This window comes from Polycladidibacter stylochi (genome assembly GCF_001562055.1).
In the GTDB taxonomy this organism is placed as follows: Bacteria; Pseudomonadota; Alphaproteobacteria; order Rhizobiales; family Stappiaceae; genus Pseudovibrio; species Pseudovibrio stylochi.
Genome location: NZ_LLWE01000018.1, coordinates 137,646 through 157,459 on the forward strand (window position 1 = coordinate 137,646; position 19,814 = coordinate 157,459).

14 protein-coding genes and 1 pseudogene are annotated in these 19,814 nt (G+C 47.4%); 8 read left to right on the forward strand and 7 right to left on the reverse strand.

From position 1 onward, the window contains the following. Window positions 1-165: 165 nt before the first annotated feature. Window positions 166-1,485, reverse strand: a complete 1,320-nt coding sequence (locus AYK67_RS03940) for a methyl-accepting chemotaxis protein (protein WP_068082604.1) — start codon at window positions 1,483-1,485, stop codon at window positions 166-168. Window positions 1,486-1,826: 341 nt separating this feature from the next. Between AYK67_RS03940 and AYK67_RS03945 the strand changes: the two genes are divergently transcribed. From AYK67_RS03945 to AYK67_RS03980, 8 genes and pseudogenes are all read left to right on the forward strand, one after another. Further along, entirely contained in the window at window positions 1,827-2,489 is a 663-nt protein-coding gene (locus AYK67_RS03945) for a protein-L-isoaspartate O-methyltransferase family protein (RefSeq protein ID WP_173645098.1), read from the forward strand. Window positions 2,490-2,925: 436 nt separating this feature from the next. Then, a complete protein-coding gene (locus AYK67_RS03950; protein ID WP_068082610.1) occupies window positions 2,926-4,299 on the forward strand; it encodes a TolC family outer membrane protein in 1,374 nt (457 codons plus the stop codon). A gap of 242 nt (window positions 4,300-4,541) precedes the next feature. After that, entirely contained in the window at window positions 4,542-5,252 is a 711-nt protein-coding gene (locus AYK67_RS17665; RefSeq protein ID WP_068082613.1) for a DUF2497 domain-containing protein, read from the forward strand. Between the two features lie 145 nt (window positions 5,253-5,397). Continuing rightward, window positions 5,398-8,229, forward strand: a complete 2,832-nt coding sequence (locus AYK67_RS03960) for a valine--tRNA ligase (protein ID WP_068082616.1) — start codon at window positions 5,398-5,400, stop codon at window positions 8,227-8,229. A gap of 172 nt (window positions 8,230-8,401) precedes the next feature. Continuing rightward, a pseudogene (locus AYK67_RS03965) lies at window positions 8,402-8,851 on the forward strand (DUF2155 domain-containing protein); the annotation flags it as partial. A gap of 246 nt (window positions 8,852-9,097) precedes the next feature. After that, entirely contained in the window at window positions 9,098-9,805 is a 708-nt protein-coding gene (locus AYK67_RS03970; RefSeq protein WP_068082619.1) for an ABC transporter ATP-binding protein, read from the forward strand. Next, window positions 9,805-12,168, forward strand: a complete 2,364-nt coding sequence (locus AYK67_RS03975; protein ID WP_068082622.1) for an ABC transporter permease — start codon at window positions 9,805-9,807, stop codon at window positions 12,166-12,168. The genes AYK67_RS03970 and AYK67_RS03975 overlap by 1 nt, the downstream gene beginning before the upstream one ends. A gap of 5 nt (window positions 12,169-12,173) precedes the next feature. After that, the gene (locus AYK67_RS03980) at window positions 12,174-13,370 is read left to right on the forward strand and encodes an efflux RND transporter periplasmic adaptor subunit (protein WP_068082625.1); all 1,197 of its coding nucleotides are present in this window, start codon (window positions 12,174-12,176) and stop codon (window positions 13,368-13,370) included. 65 nt (window positions 13,371-13,435) lie between these two features. On the opposite strand, the gene AYK67_RS03985 is transcribed toward AYK67_RS03980, so the two are convergent. The 6 genes from AYK67_RS03985 to AYK67_RS04010 all read right to left on the reverse strand — a co-directional run bounded on the left by AYK67_RS03985 (window position 13,436) and on the right by AYK67_RS04010 (window position 19,538). Further along, the gene (locus AYK67_RS03985) at window positions 13,436-13,828 is read right to left on the reverse strand and encodes a hypothetical protein (protein WP_068082629.1); all 393 of its coding nucleotides are present in this window, start codon (window positions 13,826-13,828) and stop codon (window positions 13,436-13,438) included. A gap of 340 nt (window positions 13,829-14,168) precedes the next feature. Further along, window positions 14,169-14,834, reverse strand: a complete 666-nt coding sequence (gene aat, locus AYK67_RS03990; protein ID WP_068082633.1) for a leucyl/phenylalanyl-tRNA--protein transferase — start codon at window positions 14,832-14,834, stop codon at window positions 14,169-14,171. 14 nt (window positions 14,835-14,848) lie between these two features. Then, a complete protein-coding gene (gene accC / locus AYK67_RS03995) occupies window positions 14,849-16,207 on the reverse strand; it encodes an acetyl-CoA carboxylase biotin carboxylase subunit (protein WP_068082636.1) in 1,359 nt (452 codons plus the stop codon). An 11-nt stretch (window positions 16,208-16,218) separates the two neighbouring features. Continuing rightward, a complete protein-coding gene (accB, locus tag AYK67_RS04000; protein WP_082735644.1) occupies window positions 16,219-16,674 on the reverse strand; it encodes an acetyl-CoA carboxylase biotin carboxyl carrier protein in 456 nt (151 codons plus the stop codon). A 435-nt stretch (window positions 16,675-17,109) separates the two neighbouring features. Further along, complete coding sequence (locus AYK67_RS04005; protein ID WP_068082642.1) at window positions 17,110-17,868, reverse strand: DsbA family protein; 759 nt, start codon at window positions 17,866-17,868, stop codon at window positions 17,110-17,112. Window positions 17,869-18,125: 257 nt separating this feature from the next. Continuing rightward, window positions 18,126-19,538: a M48 family metalloprotease gene (locus AYK67_RS04010; protein ID WP_082735626.1), complete on the reverse strand. Its 1,413-nt coding sequence runs from the start codon at window positions 19,536-19,538 to the stop codon at window positions 18,126-18,128. Window positions 19,539-19,814: the final 276 nt, after the last annotated feature.

The window sequence follows — 19,814 nt, forward strand, 5'->3', positions numbered from 1 at the left end:
AAATCCGGTGCGCTTTGAATTTACGTCTGTTCTGGCCTAGTTAAACTGAGTGTTATTAAAGGGTAGTCGTTGATGTGGTATAGGAGGTCGCTATCTGTAAGTCGGCAGGCGAAAAGTGGTTGCGCCTGCCGTTCTGTGTCTCACGATTGAGCTGTATTGATTGCTTTAGCTTTGGACCATTTGTTCAAGTTCTCGTAATAGTGATAGGACCTCTTTGGAAGCAGCTTTTACCTTTTCAATTTCTGTGAGCGCTTCATCCACCTTGCCTTCATTATATAACTGCACAGCGGTTATGCCATGCTGGTGAACCAAAGCATGTGGTGCCTCTAAATTTTTGAAAGGGGGGAGGCCACTCAGGTTCGGGTTATTTAGGGCTTGATTGTACCATTTGCCGAGACGGCAGTGGTTGTGGTCGTTAAGCTCGTTGTGGTCCATGCCTGCTCTACCGGCAACCATTTCAGCGAGGTTTTTGATCCATATTACATGGTCTGATTGAGCGAGTTTGATTACTTTTGCTGGAAGGTCAAGGCGCGAGAGTACTTTAAGCTCAGATTTTACTGCAACTTCTGTATCGTCAACGGTATTTAATACCTCTTCAATATCCTGCTCGGCTTCGCTGCATGAAGTTGCTATATGATGGATACCAGAAGAGACTTCAGCTGCTGCTATGGTTTGCTGTTGTAGGGCCTCTGAAATATTGGTTGTATCTGCGGATACATTGAAAATACGTTCACTAATAACGTCAATTTTAGAGCTTAAATTTTCAATCGAACAATCACCTGCTTGTACTGCGCTCAAGCTAAGGGCCATGGCAGTTTCAATGCCGGTCATTTCTTTTTGTAAGTCCGTGAGAATTTGCGAAATGTCCTCAACGGCCTTTGCAGTCTGGTTGGAGAGTGACTTAACCTCAGAAGCAACAACGGCAAATCCTTTGCCTGCTTCTCCCGCCCGAGCGGCCTCAATGGTTGCGTTTAATGCTAGTAAGTTGGTTTTGGAGGCAATGCTGTCGATAATGCTCAAAAACGAATTAATCGTAGCAGATAGACTGGTTAAATTACTGATTTGATTTGAGGCATTATCCACTGCAGTTGTTATTTCATTCATGCATTGGCGTGCGCTGGCGGTTGCTTCACCGCCCTCTTTTGTGGCCTCATGTGCTAGTTCGGCTTGCTTGGCAATATTACGGCCATAATTGTCTATTTCTGTAATTGTGGCGGAAAACTCCTCACCAGTAGCTGCAATTACATTGGCTTCGCTACTGACGGTTTTCATTGTGTGTAGCATATGTGCTGATTTAATGGCGGTTTCGCTCGAAGCTATACTAACATTAACAAGATTACTAAGAGTATTTTCGGCGAAGTCTTGCTGGATTTGAGCTAATCCATTTATTTTTACGGCAACATTGTCGTCAGCAACAATCCTCATTTGATAGTTGCCATCTATAAGGGCTTGTAAAGCTTCTTCATGAAGTGTTTGTGTGTGCATTGGTTTCTCTCTTATGTATTCGTTGTCTTGTGAAGAATTTATTAGATATTTAAAAACTATTTATGCAATTTAAAAGTGTAAATGGTTATTGAAGCTGCATAATTCACTAATATTACTTTAAATATATTTATCTAAATACATTTAAATAAAATTTAAACTAGATTATATTTTAAAGTCTCTGCCGATTTATAGTATTATCAGAATAAGTTGTCATCTGGTTATGCGGTATTCTTCCACGCTTTTATATTAGGTATCTGATATATTCGTATTTCATGCTTGAGCTTGTTTTTAGTGGTTCTACCCATTAAAGAACCTAGGGACTTATATAATTAATGAGAGGCATTATGGTGGACTTTGCTGTATCTCGAACCCGTATGGTTGATAACCAGTTAAGAACGAATGATATAACAGATCTGCAGGTCTTGGGAGCGATGGGGAAGGTGCCACGGGAGCGCTTTGTTGCTGATGACAAGATAGCACTGGCATATATTGATGAAAACCAATTGGTTTCTCAAGAGCCGCAACGCTTCCTCTTAAGGCCACATATATTTGGGCGCATGGTGCAGCTTTGTGATATTCAGCCGCAAGATGTGGTGTTGGTTGTTGGGGCCGCAACGGGTTACTGCGTGGCCGTGATCTCACAACTTGCCGAATCTGTCGTGGGTCTGGAGCTTGATCCTGCTCTGGTTGCAAAGGCAGGTGATACTCTGGTGTCATTGGGTATTGATAATGCTGCTGTCGTTGAGGGCAACTTGGCGCAGGGCTATGCGGCGGATGCCCCATATGAAGTTATTTTTATTAATGGCTCGATTGAAAACCTTCCGCAGGCTTTAACTGATCAGCTTAAAGAAGGCGGCAGGCTGGTTTGTGTTGAAGGTCGTGGCAATAGTGGTATTGCAAAAATCTACCGTAAAACGCAGGGTGTGCTTTCATCTGATTTTGCCTTCAATGCCAGCGCGCCTTTGTTGCCAGGTTTTGAAGCTGAAAAAACATTTAGATTCTAGTAGAAGTTATTACACAGGTGTTGTTTTGCAAAATGCAACACCTGTGTAATTGTAATGTATGGGCCGCTTCGTTGGGGTTGTGGATATTTTTAAAGAGTAAAAAGATTAGTTTGTGCGTATATTTGCTTAATAAATGAGCTATTCACAGGAAAATATACTAATTATATTTTTGTGTTTTACATCATAGTGGATTGGCAATTTATTACTTAATTATTACTTTTAGCTATGTTAAACCTGCAGGACGTGAGTGAATCAGCAATTATTTCGGTTTTGAGCGGAATAGTTGCCAATTAAGCCCACAGTTTTAATATTAGCATGCAAGTGGGGCTTTCATGCTACTACATTGAGTTGGTTGCTTTATTGTTTTAACTAGGGCTTTATGTAGGCTAAGTTGGTTTTGCGGTTGTCGTGTCGTTCCTTGATTGAGGCTTGAAAAGTGGTTTCGAAAAAAAAGATAGTTGCTGCTCTTGCTGGTGTCAGCTTTTCCATATTTGCGCAAAGTGCGAGTGCATTATCGCTTAATGAAGCTTTGTCAGCAACTTACCAAACTAACCCAACACTCAATGCGGCGCGTGCCCAGTTGCGGGGAATTGATGAGAAAGTGCCACAAGCGCTTTCTGGCTGGCGGCCAACCATTACTGCGGCAGGCAGTATCGGTTATGTGACCCGGTCAGCTACAGGCTTTGATGGGCAAGAATATCGTGATAGCAGCGCCAGCCTACAGCTCACCCAGCCGATTTTTCGCGGGTTTAGGACTGTTAATAGTACGCAGCAAGCCGAAGCTATTGTGCGCGCGCAACGTGAGCAGCTACGTGCTCAAGAGCAAATCACGTTTTTAGAAGCTGCTACCGCCTATATGGATGTTATTCGCGATACAGCGTTGGTGTCGCTACGCCGAAGTGACTTGAAGTTCCAAGAGGAACAGGTTCGTGCCGCCAAAGACCGCTTTAATGTGGGGGAAGGCACCCGTACAGATGTTTCACAAGCTGAAGCAGGTCGCGCCGGGGCACAGGCACGGTTAAACGCAGCTCTTGCCAATTTGAATTCTTCACGGGCGCGTTTTAAGCAGGTCATTGGCCTTGATCCGAAAAATCTCACTCCGCGGACAAATATTGCCCGCCTGCTGCCAAAAACAGTGGCCAATGCTGTGGCTGTGGGGCAGCAACAACACCCCTCGATACTTGCCAGTCAACATACTGTTGATGCGGGCATTTATGGTGTGAAAACAGCTGAGGGTGAATTGTTGCCTACAGCGGATGTTCAAGCAACTGTTTCCAATAATAACAATACACTTCCTGGCGTTAATGGCGGTGGCAATACAAACCAGGCAACAATATATGGCCGGGTGAGCATTCCGCTTTACCAAGGAGGACGGGTTTATTCGCGCATTCGTGAGGCGAAAGAAGATTTAGGCCGCGCTGAGATGCTGGTAGATGTGTCACGTGATAGTGTGCGGGCCGGTGCTATTTCGGCTTGGGGGCAATTAAATGCTTCGATTGCTTCTATTCGGGCGGCGGAATCAGGTGTTAAGGCTGCGAAACTTGCTGTTGACGGTGTTGTCGAAGAGCAGCGTGTGGGTCAGCGTACCACGCTGGATGTTTTGAACTCGCAAAGTGCATTGGTTGATGCGCGCGTCACATTGGTTACGGCTCAGCGGGATCGTGTGGTTGCTTCCTACTCAGTACTGGCGGCAATTGGGCGCTTAACATTTGATGACCTTGGTTTGAACGGCACACGTTACAATCCGCAGGACCATTATCACCAAGTCCGCGACAAATGGTTTGGTTTACGTACTCCAGACGGTCGATAAAGATTGTTTAAATAACGAGATCTTTAAGAGGGCCTTGGCCCTCTTTTTTGTTGATGCGCTTCGTTTCATGTTTTTGGGCGCAATCTGTGTATTCCCGCCGTGTAAAAGTTGTTTGTGATGGGGAAAACAAATTTTTGCCCTTGTCTTGGTTTGGCGCTTTTCAGTTTACGGATATAATCTACCTTTAATTTTTGAATCAGCGTGGATATTTTTTCACGTTACTGCATGCAGGAGACGTCGTCTTGGGGGCTACACCACAAGCAAATGAACCTTCAATGGAAGAGATCCTGAACTCCATTCGTAAGATTATATCTGATGACGATAAAGGAGAGGTGCAGGAAGCTGTTGAAGTTCAACAATCACAAGAACCAGCACAAGATGAATTCGACAAACTCTTGTCAGAAAATACGGCACCCCAGGCGGCTTTGAGCGAAGAAGCTTTGGATGATATTTTAGAACTTACTGAAAAAGAAGTTTTGGCAACAGAAGAAGAAAAAGTTGTCGATACACCTGTTGTAGAGGGGCTAGGCAATCAAGTGGATGAACCTAAGAGTGGTGATGTTGCCTTTGTTGAGTTGGAAGAAAAAGGCGAAGAGTTGATGAGTTTTGAAGTGCAAGGGCAAAAGAAGCCTCAAAGCGAAGCTGTTCAGCCTTCGCACGAGCAAGCCTTATCGGGCATTAATGAGGAGCAAACCAAGGCAATGTTTGCAAAAGTAGAAAATGAAGTCCGCTCATCTTCTGCAAAGTTGTTGTCTGAGCCGGTGGATCAGGCTGTATCTTCTGCCTTTAGTGGTTTGGCGACAACTGTACTCAATCAGAATGCACGGACTCTCGAAGATCTGGTTTCTGAGATGTTACGTCCCATGTTGAAAGACTGGCTGGATCAGTACTTGCCGGTTATGGTAGAGCGGCTTGTCCGTCAGGAAATAGAGCGAATTACCACCCATAAATAGCCAAAATGCTGAAAACGGGTTGTATATAGGCGCTGCCTCTTGACAGGCAGCGCTTTTTGTTGGCTATCACGCATGAACGCCATTGAGGGGTATTTAACAATTGACGCCCTTACAATGAATTGCCAGAGATAGAAGAGCTAGTAATATGCTGGATAAAACATATGAGGCGGCAGGCATAGAGCCGCGGATTTACGAGGCTTGGGAACAGGCCGGTGCTTTTAAAGCGGGGGCAGGTGCTAAAGATGGTGCTGCTACCTACTCAATCGTGATTCCGCCCCCCAATGTGACTGGCTCTTTGCATATGGGCCACGCCCTTAATAACACCCTGCAAGATTTGATGGTGCGCTATCAGCGCATGAAAGGCCGTGATGTGCTTTGGCAGCCGGGTATGGACCATGCCGGCATTGCCACCCAGATGGTTGTCGAACGTCAGCTGGCCGCCAATGGTGAGGCGGGCCGCCGCGACATGGGGCGTGAGGCTTTTGTTGAACGTGTCTGGAAGTGGAAGGGCGAATCCGGCGGGATGATCTTTAATCAGCTCAAGCGCCTTGGTGCGTCTTGTGATTGGTCTCGCGAGCGCTTCACCATGGATGAGGGGCTTTCCAAGGCTGTTCTGGAGGTCTTTGTTTCGCTCTACAAAGAGGGCTTGATTTACAAAGATAAGCGTTTGGTGAACTGGGATCCGAAACTCCTCACTGCGATCTCTGATCTTGAGGTGGAGCAAAAAGATACCAAGGGTCATATGTGGCATTTCCGCTATCCTTTGGCCGATGGGGTGAGCTACCAGTTCCCGATTGCCTATGATGAAGATGGCAAGCCAAGCGAATTTGAAACCCGCGATTACATCGTTATTGCCACCACACGTCCTGAAACCATGCTGGGTGATACGGCGGTTATAGTGCATCCTGAGGATCCGCGTTTCCAGGACCTGATCGGTAAAGAGATTATTCTACCTCTCGTGGGCCGGCGCATTCCGATCATTGCTGATGATTACGTTGAAATGGATACCGGTACCGGTGCCATGAAGGTAACCCCGGCGCACGATTTCAATGACTTTGACATCGGTAAGCGTCATGACTTGCACATGATTTCGGTCATGGACCGTGAAGCAAAAATTATCCTAGCCGATAATGAGGAATTCCTTGAAGGTATTGAGGAAAGCGCTGAACTGAAAATTTGCATAGAGACCCTTGAGGGTGTCGAGCGATTTACAGCGCGCAAGCAGATTGTTGCCATGCTGGAAGCGCGCGGCCTGTTGCACGAGATTGTGGATCATCCGCATATGGTGCCTTATGGTGACCGTGGCGGTGTGCCAATTGAACCGATGTTGACCGACCAATGGTATGTGGATGCTGTGACCATGGCGAAACCGGCACTTGAGTCGGTTCGTGAAGGTCGTACCAAGTTCGTGCCGAAGAACTGGGAAAAAACCTACTATGAATGGATGGAGAATATTCAGCCATGGTGCGTTTCCCGTCAATTATGGTGGGGGCATCGTATTCCGGCGTGGTATGGCCCTGAAGGTAAGGTGTTTGTCGAGCAAAGCGAAGCAGAGGCTATTGCTGCGGCTGAAGCATTCTATGGCAAGCCAGTTGAAGTGATGGAAGAAAGCGCTGCACGTGCCGTATTTGAAAGTGGTGCTGCGGAGCGTATTGTGCTTTACCGCGATGAAGATGTTCTCGACACGTGGTTCTCTTCCGCCCTTTGGCCGTTTTCTACCCTCGGCTGGCCGGAAAAGACTGACGAGTTGGCACGCTACTACCCAACATCTGTGTTGGTTACCGGTTTTGATATCATCTTCTTCTGGGTTGCCCGGATGATGATGATGGCCAAGCACTTTATGAAAACCGAGCCTTTCGATACTGTTTATATCCATGCATTGGTGCGCGATGAAAAAGGCGCGAAAATGTCCAAGTCCAAGGGTAACGTGATTGATCCTTTGGAATTGATGGATGAATTCGGTGCCGACGCATTGCGTTTCACACTAGCTGCTATGGCAGCGCAGGGCAGGGATATCAAACTGGCGAAAACCCGCGTAGCTGGTTATCGCAATTTTGCCACCAAGCTTTGGAACGTGTGCCGCTTTGCCGAGATGAACCAGTGTGAACGGGTGGAAGGCTTTGATCCGGGGCTGGTGAAGCAGACTGTTAACCGCTGGATTGTTACCGAGATGAGCCGGGCGATTACAGAAGTTTCCGAGGCAATTGATACCTACCGCTTCAACGATGCAGCGGGTGGGGCCTATCGCTTCGTCTGGAACACATTCTGTGATTGGTACATTGAACTTGCCAAGCCGATTTTCAATGGCGACGATGAAGAGGCGAAAGCAGAAACCCGCGCCACTGCCGCATTCGTTCGCGATGAAATCTTGAAGCTGTTGCATCCGTTTATGCCATTCATCACCGAAGAATTGTGGAACCGCACAGTTAAAGAAGGTGATACACGTGACAACATGCTGATGCTTTCTTCTTGGCCAACAGCTGTTGGCGAGGATCAAGAGGCTGCTGCGGAAATCAACTGGTTGATTGATGTGATTAGTGAAATTCGCTCTGTACGTTCGGAAATGAATGTACCGGCAGGGGCGAAAGTACCTGTTGTCTTTACTGGCGCTAGTGATGAGACAGCAAATCGCTTGAAAATCCATGAAGGGGCAATTTTGAAAAACGCCCGCGCCGAGAGCGTGTGTGTTTCCCAAGATATCCCGCAGGGTTCAGCCCAGATTGTTGTTGGTGAGGCCACTTTGTGCTTGCCACTTGCTGGTGTAATTGATTTGGCAGCCGAGAATGCCCGTCTTGATAAAGAATTGGGTAAGATTGAAGCCGAGCTACAGAAGATCACCAAGAAGCTGGAAAATCCGCGTTTCGTCGAAAAAGCACCGGCTGATGTGGTGGAGGCAGAGCGCGAACGCGTTATTGAGCTGAGCGAAAAGCGCAGTAAAGTGGGCGAGGCTAAGGAACGCCTTGCGGCACTGGGTTAAGCATTAAGCATTGGAAATGCCGGTAGTTTCATCGGCATTTCCGCCAATTCGTTGGGTTAGTCGTAAAATAGCCATCATCTGGCCTTTAGAGCTTCCTTGTGGCGTGCTAGAGACTTAGTCTTAAAAGTTCGTTGCGACCTTGCCTTAAATTATGGTTTGGTCTCTTGCTGGTATGGTTAATAATTTGGGGCGATTGTTGCAAATGGTAAAGCACCTAATAAAATTTGGTGCCCGGTTGGCAGGATTGACTCTTTTGGGTGCACTTGCCTCTTTTCCTTTGAGTAATAGCGCTCAGGCTGAAAAGATCGATAATGCTGTGGCGCAATTCAGCGGGCTGGATAAAATCACCGGTCGCATTACCCGCTTTGATGTTTACATGGGAGAGACGGTGCAATTTGGCGCACTGCAAGTAACACCTCGGGTGTGTTATTCGCGTCCACGCACTGAAAAGGCTCAAAGTACAGCGTTTATCGAAGTGGACGAGCTGAAGCGTGATAAGCGGGTGGAGCGAATTTTTACCGGTTGGATGTTTGCTTCAAACCCTGGTGTGCATGCGGTTGAGCATCCGGTCTATGATATTTGGTTGGAAGATTGTGTTGGGTACTCAGATGTGCCGCCACCAGAAAACTATAGTGGTCCGCCATTAAGACATGATGGCCAAGCCGACAGACTTGCTGGAGATCATTTTGTTTCTAGTGGTGTAGTTGGCCTTCCAATATCAAAACCAAAATAAATGTTAGAGATTTGAGGTTCTGCAATGCAGGACCTTTTTTTTATGATTATTGATTTGAATGTCATTTGATGTTTTAAATTGACCAATTAGTCATTTATAGTTTACGTATACACAGCTGCTTTATGAGGTTTATTTATGGTTCAAGCGCTGTTCGAGATTGAAGATCTTAGCAAAACCTACATTTCAAATAGTGTCGAAGTTCACGCATTACGCGGAGCCTGCCTTAAGTTATATGCCGGCGAAATGACAGTCCTATTGGGGCCTTCCGGTTCGGGTAAGTCGACCTTTCTTAATATTCTGGGAGGCCTTGATACACCTACGTCGGGTATTGTGCGCTACCAAGGAGATGAGCTGAACCGATATAGTGAGCGCAAACTAACCCTATACAGGCGAAAAAGTGTTGGTTTCGTATTTCAGTTTTACAATTTGATTCCCAGTTTAAATGCATGGGAAAATGTGGCTTTAACCACTGAGCTTTCCGATAATCCGCTTGATCCGGCTGAGGCTTTGGAGATTGTCGGTCTTGGGCGGCGTCAAAAACACTTCCCCGCTGAAATGTCGGGGGGGGAACAACAACGGGTAGCGATTGCACGTGCAATTGCAAAACGGCCTGAAGTTCTGCTTTGTGACGAACCTACGGGTGCGCTTGATTCCAAAACCGGTATTTTGGTATTGGAAGCACTACAGCGCACTAATAAGGAGCTGGGTACTACCACTGCTGTTATCACGCACAATGCGAGTATTCAGCAGCTTGCCAATCGGGTGTTCACATTCAAAGATGGCCGAATTGATAGCAGCCATGTGAATAGCACGCCTAAACAAGCGCATGAGGTGGATTGGTGATGGCCGTTCTCGATCGCAAAGTTCTGCGCGATGTGCGGCGCATGTGGGCGCAGGTGTTGGCCATTGGTTTGGTGATGGCTTGTGGTGTTATGACCTTGATTATGGCGCAGGGCGCGTACCGTTCCTTGCGTGAAACACAAGAGGTTTATTACGATCAATATCGATTTGGGCATTTGTTTGTTAATGCCAAGCGTATTCCAAAATCCGTGGTACGCTCGTTTCATTCGCTAGAAGGTGTGCAAGCGGTTGAAGGGCGGATTGATGCTCCGGCTATCTTGGAAATGGAGGGTATGCAAGAGCCGGGAGCCGGTTATGTTATGTCGCTTCCAGTTGGTAAGCTACCCGATGTGAACCGCCCTTATCTTCGCGAAGGACGCTTACCGCAGGCAAGCAGCACGCGTGAGGTGGCAATTGAAGAACGCTTTGCCAAAGCACATGATTTGCGAGCGGGAGATTCGTTTAGCGCGATTATTCACGGCAACAGAGTGCACCTTCGCGTTTCGGGTATTATGTTAAGTCCCGAATTTATTTATGCACTTGGCCCTGGTGACTTGATCCCGGATTCAAAGCGCTTTGGCGTATTCTACATGTCGCAAAAGGCCCTTGAAGCGCTCATGGATATGGAAGGGGCATATAATAGTGTCTCCCTGCGGCTTTTAAGGGGGGCATGCGAGGCGTGTGTTAAGCGACAAATTGATCAGGCTTTACTTCCCTATGGTTCTACAGGGGCGTATGGCCGTAAAGACCAGGTATCGAATTCATTCATCGATGCTGAGTTGAAGCAGTTAGAATCTATGTCCAGAGTTATGCCACCGGTTTTTCTGTTGGTCTCGGCATTTTTGGTCAACATGATTTTAACGCGGCTGATTGCACTGGAACGTGAGCAAATCGGCTTGCTCAAAGCTTGTGGTTATTCATCTTGGCAAGTGGCGTTTCATTACAGCAAGCTGGTTATTTTGATCAGTTTTGTTGGCCTTAGTATCGGTATGTTTGCCGGTGCCCAAATAGGGAAGGGGCTGACGCATCTTTACAGCCAATTCTTTTCTTTCCCGTTTTTGGTGTTTAAGCAAAGTGTTGATTTGTATTTGATTGGCATTGTGGTTAGCGCGGGTTCGGCCCTTTTGGGGGCGGCCAAGGCAATATATGGGGCGGCATCCTTACCGCCAGCGGTGGCGATGCGACCACCGGCACCGGAAAAATTCCGCTCTGTCATGGCGTTGAAGCAAGGTGACGGCAAATTCCTGTCTCAATTGACGGTTATGGGCCTACGGCATTTTATTCATAGCCCCTTGCGTAGTTTGATGACAATGTTCGGCATTGCGTTTGCTGGGGCAATGGCGGTTATGGCACTGTTTTTCGTTGATTCCATTAATGCGATGATAGACTTATCTATGACGCGAGCGGAGCGGTCGGATGCGCAAGTTCAGCTGATCGATGATATGCGTCCTTCAGTTTTGGATGAAATACAGCGCCTACCGGGTGTATTTATGGCTGAGCCAGTGCGGCAAGAGGCTGTGATTTTTCATCATGGTGCTGTTTCCAAACGCGGTTCGATATTGGGGCGCTTAACGCACTCAAACTTATCGCGCACACTGGATGAAAACAATAATCCGGCTCCGCTACCTGAACATGGCATATTGCTACCCCAACGGTTGGCTGAGCAGCTGAATGTGGGATTGGGGCAAACACTACGCGTCGAGTTTCCAAGCCTTGCTGGTTTGCAAAAGAGTGTTCGTGTGGCTGGCTTTTCCAGCAGCTATCTCGGGCTTGCTGCTGCCATGAGGTTGGAGAGATTGAACCGACTTATGGGGCAGGGGCCACGTATTAACGCCGCTGCTTTTGATATGGACGAGTCTCAAGCTCCTCAGCTATATGAGGCGATTAAATCGACCCCCGGCTTGTTAAGTATTTCAATGCAAGTACTTTCAAAGAAGATGTTTCGTAAGCATATGGACCAAAATACAGTCACAATGGTTAGTGTCTATTTTATTATTGCGGTCATTGTGGCGTTCGGGGTGGTTTATAACTCCATTCGTATTCAACTTTCTGAACGCGGAAGAGAGTTGGCCAGCCTGCGGGTGCTTGGCTTTACCAGCGGCGAAGTGTTTAAAGTCATGCTCGTTGAAATGGGTGCGATTGTTGTATTGGCACAGCCATTGAGCTGGTTCGTTGGTTATGGGTTCTCTGTGGTGATGATTAATGGTTTTGCGAATGATATGTACGCTATGCCCTTGGTCATTCATAACAAGACTTATGCAATTGCTTCTATTGTGGTTTTTGTTAGTGCTTTATTCTGCGCAGGGCTGGCGTGGCTTCGTGTAAGTAAATTAGATTTAATTAGTGTATTGAAATCAAGGGAGTAGGCGTGATGATTGCCAAATTAAAAGGTAAACTCGGCCTCATTATTGCTGTGGTCTTTGTCGTGGCGGCTTTGTTTTGGGCTTTTCAGCCAATCGCGATGAATGTGGAAACGGCTGTTATTCGTCAAGGCAATATGGTTGTGAGTGTGGAAGAGGATGGGGAAACACGGGTTAAGGAAAAGTACCGGATATTTTCGCCGCTAACTGGACGTGTTACCCGCTCTATTCTCGATGTTGGTGATGCTGTTAAAGGCGGAGAAACCGTTGTGGCGCGTATTATGCCACAGGACCCAACATTTTTGGATGAGCGCGGACGTGTGCGGGCCGAGGCGCGGGTTGCGATGGCGGAGGCCAGTGTACGGGTTGCCGAGGCAAAGCTTGGTTCTAGTAAAGCCGCCGAAGCGCTTAGCCTTTCCGAGTACAAACGCGCACAGCGTCTTTCGACTAGTAAAACAATATCTGCGGCACAACTGGAGCGGGCTAACTTTGATTTGGAGTTGAAAAAGGCCGAGACCATAAGTGCCGAGGCGCAGTTAAAATTGAGCAAAAGCGATTTGTTGAGCGCTAAAGCAGCTCTTATTCAGCCCAAGGGGTATGTGGACCCGGAATTGGCCCAGACCAGATCTCTGCCGTTAGTCGCGCCCGTAGATGGCGTTGTATTGCGCTTGGCCGTAGAGAGTGAGCAAGCGATACAGACAGGTGAATTGCTGGTGGAAATTGGTGATCCGCGTCAACTTGAGGTGACGATTGATCTGCTTTCTGAAGATGCTGTTCAAGTAAAAAAAGGTGCACGAGCAGTTTTAACCGATTGGGGCGGGGCGCCTATTGAAGCTGTTGTACGGCGTATCGAGCCAGCCGGTTTTACCAAGGTTTCGGCTTTGGGTATCGAAGAGCAACGGGTTAATGCCATTCTCGATTTAAAGCAGATACCTCAAAAATTGGGGCATGGATTCAAGTTGCGTGCTTCTATTGAGCTTTGGCAAGGAAAGGATATTGTTAAGGCACCGCTAACAGCGCTATTTCGAGATGGCGGCAAGTGGGCCGCGTTTATAGAAAAAGACGGCTATGCTCATAAGGTGTTTGTTGAAACAGGACATATGAACAAAGACTACGCTGAAGTACTCTCGGGTTTGCAAGTGGGTGATCGTGTCATCCTCTTCCCGGGTGATACGCTGGAAGAGGGGGCTTTGGTAACGAACTTGTAGTTCCACAAGCTTACTGTCAAAACTGCTTCAATTAAAGCCGGCTAACTCATGAGTGGCCGGCTTTTTTAAAAGAGAGTGCCAAGTAAAGATAAGCCTGTTTGAAGAAGCTCAGATACAAGGCTGAAACTGCTTATAACCATTGCATAAAAATTGGTGATCAAATTATAAGAATACACCGTGAGTATCTGGAATTCTTCGATAATTGCAGGCTGTTTAATAACACCAAACCCCAACTCGATGCCTTGCTCAAGGAGCAGATTGGTAATGAGCATATGGATGTAAAATGCTGCTGCGAAAATAAATAGTTTTCCATAAAATCTAACGGTAGAAGCGCTACGTCTTTTTATTGTAAAGCCGGATGCCCTCATGTGGTTTTCAAGGGTTTCATGTAAATCGTCGGGAACATTTAAATCTAGCCTTGCTAATGAAGGGGCGCGAAATACTCCTGTTTGCGTCATGGCAATGCTCTCCGATGTGAACGACACCTAAATAACAGTGTTAAAAGACACCGCAGCTTTAAAACTCATAACTAGTAGCTGTGGTTATTATTAGTAGTAGTAGGTTCTGCAACTTTAAAGAAACCAAACCGCTTGGTTTGACGTTTTCGAATTAAAAAAATGGCTCACTCTTATCGATAGTTTAATCTAGCGAATAAACCTAAGTCGTATATTGGAGATTTGAAGCCGATTTTCAATAGTTGTTTTTGTATTTAGCTATTGCAACTATGCATGGTAGAAAGAAACCATATTTATGTTACTGTAAGTAAATAACTATTGATATTTTGTCGGTTATAATAGATTAGGTTGCAATTGCCGCAAGCGCTTCTTGGCCTGACAAAACTAATTGCTTTGGGAAACTCATATTATTTTTCAAGGCGCAGTCCAACTGGTATAAATATTCTTCCTGCGGAATTTCAATGGTGCCGAACTGGGTTAAGTGATCGGTTATGAATTGGGTATCCAGCAGGGTGAAACCGGCAAGCTTTAGGCGGGCAACCAGATGTACGAGTGCAACTTTTGAAGCATCGCGCGCTTTGGAAAACATGCTCTCGCCAAAGAATGCACCGCCAATGGTGACACCGTACAGGCCACCAACGAGCACATTATTTTCGTAAACTTCTATCGTATGACAGTAGTCAGCTAGAAAGAGAGCTTTATACAAACTACGGATTTCATCATTGATCCAGGTGGATTGACGATTGGGGGCGGGGGCCGAACAGCCGTTGATTACACCTTCAAAATCGGTTGAAGACTGGACGATGTATTTATCACTTCTGATTGTTCGGGCCAAACGGCGGGGAATGTGAAATTGATCTAACGGGATGACCCCGCGCTGTTCTGGCTGCAGCCAGAAGAGTTCCTTGGCGTTGGCTGACTCGGCCATAGGAAAAACACCGCAGGCATATGCATTCAACAATATCTGCGGTGTTACTTTAAACGGTGTCTGGCTATCATCAGCTGCCATCGTCACCAAAGGCCCTATTTATTCTGTAGAGCTTTTTGTTCTTCCAAGAATTTTTCCAACCAGTGAATATCATAGGCACCGTTGGCGATGTCCTGACTTTCCAATAGGTGAGAAAAAAGTGGAATGGTGGACTGAATGCCATCAACCACAAATTCTTGTAGACAGCGACGCAAGCGCATCATGCATTCCACACGGGTGCGGCCATGCACAATCAGCTTACCAATCAGGCTGTCGTAGTGTGGCGGAATTTTGTAGCCCTGATACACACCGGAATCGACGCGTACACCCAAACCGCCTGGTGGGTGGTAATAGGTGATGGTGCCGGGAGATGGTGCGAAGGTGAGCGGATGTTCTGCGTTGATACGACACTCAATCGCATGGCCGGAGAAGCGCACATCTTCTTGGTTGATGCCAAGAGTTGCGCCTGCTGCAATACGAATTTGCTCGTTTACCAAGTCAATACCGGTTACCATTTCGGTTACCGGATGCTCCACCTGCAAACGGGTGTTCATTTCAATGAAATAGAACTCGCCGTTTTCATAGAGGAACTCAATGGTACCTGCACCACGGTATTTCAGTTTGCGCATGGCGCTGGCGCAAATCTCGCCGATGTTTTGACGCTGAGCATCATTCAACGCGGGAGACGGGCATTCTTCAAACACCTTCTGGTGGCGACGCTGGAGCGAGCAGTCACGTTCACCTAGGTGAATGGCGTTGCCTTGGCCATCGCCCAGTACCTGCACCTCAATGTGGCGTGGTTTGCCGAGGTACTTTTCCATATAGAGCGCATCATCGCCAAAGGCTGCCTTGGCTTCTGCGCGGGCTGTGGAAATTGCGGTGTCGAGATCGTCAGCAGTTTGTGCCACTTTCATGCCGCGACCACCACCACCGGCAGCGGCTTTCACCAATACGGGGTAGCCGATTTCGCTCGCAATGGCGTGGACATCGTCTTCCGGGGTAATGCCGCCATCAGAACCCGGCACAACAGGAATACCCAGCTCGATGGCTGTGGTTTTGGCCTGAATCTTATCGCCCATAATGCGAATATGGTCGGAAGTTGGGCCTATAAATGTGATTCCGTGTGCTTCGAGAATTTCCGCAAAGCGGGCGTTTTCAGAAAGAAAACCGTAGCCTGGGTGTACCGCATCGGCCCCTGTGATTTCACAGGCAGCGAGAATTTGCGGTATGTTCAGGTAACTGTCGCGGGCCACTGGGGGGCCAATGCAAACACTTTCGTCGGCCAGACGCACGTGCATGGCATCTTCGTCGGCTGTGGAGTGAACGGCAACGGTAGAGATGCCAAGCTCACGACAAGCGCGAAGAATTCGCAGTGCAATCTCGCCGCGGTTTGCGATGAGAATTTTGGAGAACATAGGCAACTCCGTTACTCGATGATAACGAGAGGTTCACCGAATTCAACCGGCTGACCGTCTTCAACCAGAATAGAAGTAATCTTCCCCGATTTTGTTGCCGGAATCTGGTTCATGGTTTTCATCGCTTCAACGATCAAAATAGTGTCGCCTTCGCGCACGCTATCACCCACATCAACAAACGGGCGGGCACCTGGCTCTGGTGCCATGTAGGCAGTGCCGACCATTGGCGAGGTTACTGCGCCCGGGTGGTTGGCTGCATCAGCCGAAACAGCAACTTCTACGGCACTGGCTGGCTGGACAGCGGCAACAGGGGCCGGGGCAACGGCACGAGCCTCTACATTCAGCTGCCTTGCCACGCGTATACGTAAATCGTTTTGCTCTACTTCAATTTCGGAAAGTTTGGTTTCGTCCAAAAGGGACGCCAGTTGACGGATCAAATCTTGGTCAAACGTTGTTTTTTTCGTCATCGTTATGTCCATTCGAGGTTCCCCATATGGGGCGTTCCAGTTAATCTCGACTGGGGAAATTTCGTGCCCCAGACACATTGTTATGTCAGCTTGCAAGAAAACTGCGGTTTGTCATTTGTGTTCAGGAATACCAATGGTCACGGTTTCAACTCAACACAATTTTCAAAGCACCGCTTTATGGTATCTCCATGGCATAACTACGAAAAACATAGGTTCCACAAAAACACGCTTGATAAGTAGCGGTGGGCAATTCTTGCTATTCTTTAGCTTTTCACAAAGAATCTACTTTGTGATTGTTCGACTATTTTCAAGGGGTACTTATAGAAGTGAAGCGAACTCAGGAAAAGACCTAAGTCCGCTTGTTTATCAAGCTATGCAGCTTTTTTTCGGGCTTTTTTAAAAAAAAAGTCGATTATGCCCGTGCCAAATGGCTATTTAGTTTTTCTGAGCGCGTGTTTGGGCGATGATTTCTTTTAAGCTATCAACGCCAACAGCACCAATTGCGACTTCATCGCCAATCACATAGGAAGGTGTGCCGTTAATGGACAGTTTTTCCGCCATCGTGAAGACTTCTTGCAGGGTATTGCGGGTACTGTCGGACTTCAACTCGTCCTCGATCTTGTTCATATCAACACCAAGGTCTTTGACAATACGCATGGCGCTTTCTTTCGTTGCCCGCTCTTTTGAGGAGAGCATGGCGATATGAAAGTCCTCGTATTTTTCCGGGGCGACTTCGTTAAGAGCAATTGCTACCTGTGCCGCCTGCATGGAGGCTTGACCTAAAACAGGAAATTCTTTCAATACAATGCGCAGATTGCCGTCATCTTCCATGAGTTTCATCATGTCCGCGAGCGAGCGGCGGCAATAGCCGCAGTTGTAATCGAAAAACTCAACCAGCGTTACATCACCTTTAGGGTTGCCCAATACGACTTGATACTTGGAGTTTTCCAATGTGTCGCGCATTTCAACAAGCGCTTCTTTCCGGGCTTGCTCTTGTTGGGCAACACGGCGGTTTTCGAGCTCGTTTAAGGCTTTGGTGATAACTTCCGGGTTTTCCATCAAGTAATCATGGATGATTTTTTCAACTTGTTGGCGATCCATGTCGGCAGCTTTTGCTTGTACGCCCAGCATGGCTGTTGTGGCTACAATCAGCATTGCAGCTAAGCAAAGCATCTGCTTGAATTTAACGAACATGTTTTCTCCATTGCCTTTGGCAGTTTGTGGTACGGCGCTAAGAGCCTTTATGTCTTTGAGCACTCGCGATTTTGAATACTGTTTATCCCTAAAGCATCTGGTTTTAACCAGATTATTAGCTACCCTAGAGGTTTTGCGGTATCTTAACCTGTTTTCGTTTGCGGGTGTTTGAGCTTATAGTTAAATTTCCACATACAATATTTTACTAGCCTCTTTTGAGGCTTTTTAGGCCTGCAATTGGGCTGCTGGTAGGCAGATCACTTGATACTCAAGATATCGTTGGCTTGATACCATGGGGCTGTGCCTTTTTTCAGCTTTGTCTTTGCACGCGTTGCATAGCGTTTTGCGCCTTTATAATCGCCGCGTGCGACAAGGCCTTTTGCGGTGGCCAAATCGGCTTCGGGCAAGCGGCCCAGACGTGAATAGGCAATGGCCAGCTGGGCATAGCCGGTGTAGGAGTTCGGGTCTTTGCGCAAGGCGGCATTTAAAAGCCCTGTTGCTTCTTTCAGTTTGGATTTATCGCCAGATGCTACCAGTGCGTAGCCCAGCCATATTTTCAGCTGTGGTTGCCCTGGCTTTAACGAAAGAGCTTTGCGAAATGGAGCAACAGCTGCGGCGGGCTTGCCGCCTTCAATGAGTGCTTGCCCCTTCAACTCATAGATATACGGGTCCTTGGGCAAGCGCTTTATGAGCGCATCAATTTTAGCCGAAGATTTTTTGAGCGAGTCGCGCTTCATGGAGGCGATGGCTCTTGCATATTGGGCGGGCAAGGACTTGTTGGAGGAAGGGTAGGCGCGATACACCGTATTGGGGTGCGAGGTGAAAGCCACAAGTTTGGCTTTTACCATATCATGGCGGAACTGGAGTTGCTTGCTGTCTTTTTTATTGAAGTATTTGGAGCGGTTCGCTTTGGTTTTAAGAGCGGTCAAGCGTTCGCGGGGCATGGGATGGCTTACGGCATAAGGGTCGACATAGCGGGCCGAGAAAAGGGCTTGGTCGGCCATACGCTCAAAGGTTGTCAGCATACCCTTGGCAGATTGTTTGGTTTTGTTCAAATAGCGAAGCGCGGCCTGGTCGGCCGAGGATTCTTCAGTGCGTTTATAGGCAAGGAATGTGCGCTGGCCGATTGCACCAGAACTCATTGCAGCGGCCGCGCCCCCTTGCGCGACTGATGAATTGCCCGTGCCGGCACCTGCGGCCATGGCTCCGGCACCCAGTATCATCCCAATCACCGACATTATTTGGGCGTTAGAGGCGGCTTGGCGCATACGTACCAAGTGGTTTCCGGCAATGTGCCCTGTTTCGTGGGCAATAACGCCAATAACTTCGCTGGGTGTTTTGGCCTCCATCAAGACGCCAAGATTAATGAACATGCGGCGCGAGTCGGGTACAAAAGCGTTGAAACTTTTATCATTTACCAAAATGATATCGACCTGGTTGCGCGGTAGCCCTGCTGCCTTGAAAATGGGGCGGGCGTAGTCGCGTAGTAAATCTTCGGTTTCGGCATCGCGAACGAGCGGCAAGCGGCCTTGCGCATGTGCAGGTACGCTCGCAAGTGTTGGTACCAATATTGTAAGAGCGCAAATACAACTAATAGTTTTAGTTAGGACTTTGCTGCTCTTGACACCTAGTTGTTTGAATAGGTTTGCAGGAGCTTTCGGTAACAACATTTAACAGGCCTCATAATTCGGTGCAGCTGGTTATTTATGGTGCAATAAACAAATCAGAACAATAGCAGTATGTCAGTGAGTGGGGAGATAAACAAATAAACAGGCGGGAATAGGGCAGCGATAAACTATTTATCCTTGTTATATTGCCAATGTTCCCTTGTTAAAAGACCAATGGTTTCTATCGGATAGGATTGCTAGGAATATTTGTTGCCTATCAATTGCTGGCTTGCAACAAAGCTGAATAATACAACTTAAACTGAGGATTTTATACGTGAA

Excerpts from the sequence above, each read along its gene's own strand:
- AYK67_RS03970 (WP_068082619.1), top strand. The coding sequence starts at position 9,098 with ATGGTTCAAGCGCTGTTCGAGATTGAAGATCTTAGCAAAACCTACATT.
- accC (WP_068082636.1), bottom strand. The coding sequence starts at position 16,207 with ATGTTCTCCAAAATTCTCATCGCAAACCGCGGCGAGATTGCACTGCGA.
- AYK67_RS03960 (WP_068082616.1), top strand. The coding sequence starts at position 5,398 with ATGCTGGATAAAACATATGAGGCGGCAGGCATAGAGCCGCGGATTTAC.
- AYK67_RS04010 (WP_082735626.1), bottom strand. The coding sequence starts at position 19,538 with ATGTTGTTACCGAAAGCTCCTGCAAACCTATTCAAACAACTAGGTGTC.
- AYK67_RS03940 (WP_068082604.1), bottom strand. The coding sequence starts at position 1,485 with ATGCACACACAAACACTTCATGAAGAAGCTTTACAAGCCCTTATAGAT.
- AYK67_RS04005 (WP_068082642.1), bottom strand. The coding sequence starts at position 17,868 with ATGTTCGTTAAATTCAAGCAGATGCTTTGCTTAGCTGCAATGCTGATT.
- aat (WP_068082633.1), bottom strand. The coding sequence starts at position 14,834 with ATGGCAGCTGATGATAGCCAGACACCGTTTAAAGTAACACCGCAGATA.
- AYK67_RS03985 (WP_068082629.1), bottom strand. The coding sequence starts at position 13,828 with ATGACGCAAACAGGAGTATTTCGCGCCCCTTCATTAGCAAGGCTAGAT.
- AYK67_RS03980 (WP_068082625.1), top strand. The coding sequence starts at position 12,174 with ATGATTGCCAAATTAAAAGGTAAACTCGGCCTCATTATTGCTGTGGTC.
- AYK67_RS03975 (WP_068082622.1), top strand. The coding sequence starts at position 9,805 with ATGGCCGTTCTCGATCGCAAAGTTCTGCGCGATGTGCGGCGCATGTGG.
- accB (WP_082735644.1), bottom strand. The coding sequence starts at position 16,674 with ATGACGAAAAAAACAACGTTTGACCAAGATTTGATCCGTCAACTGGCG.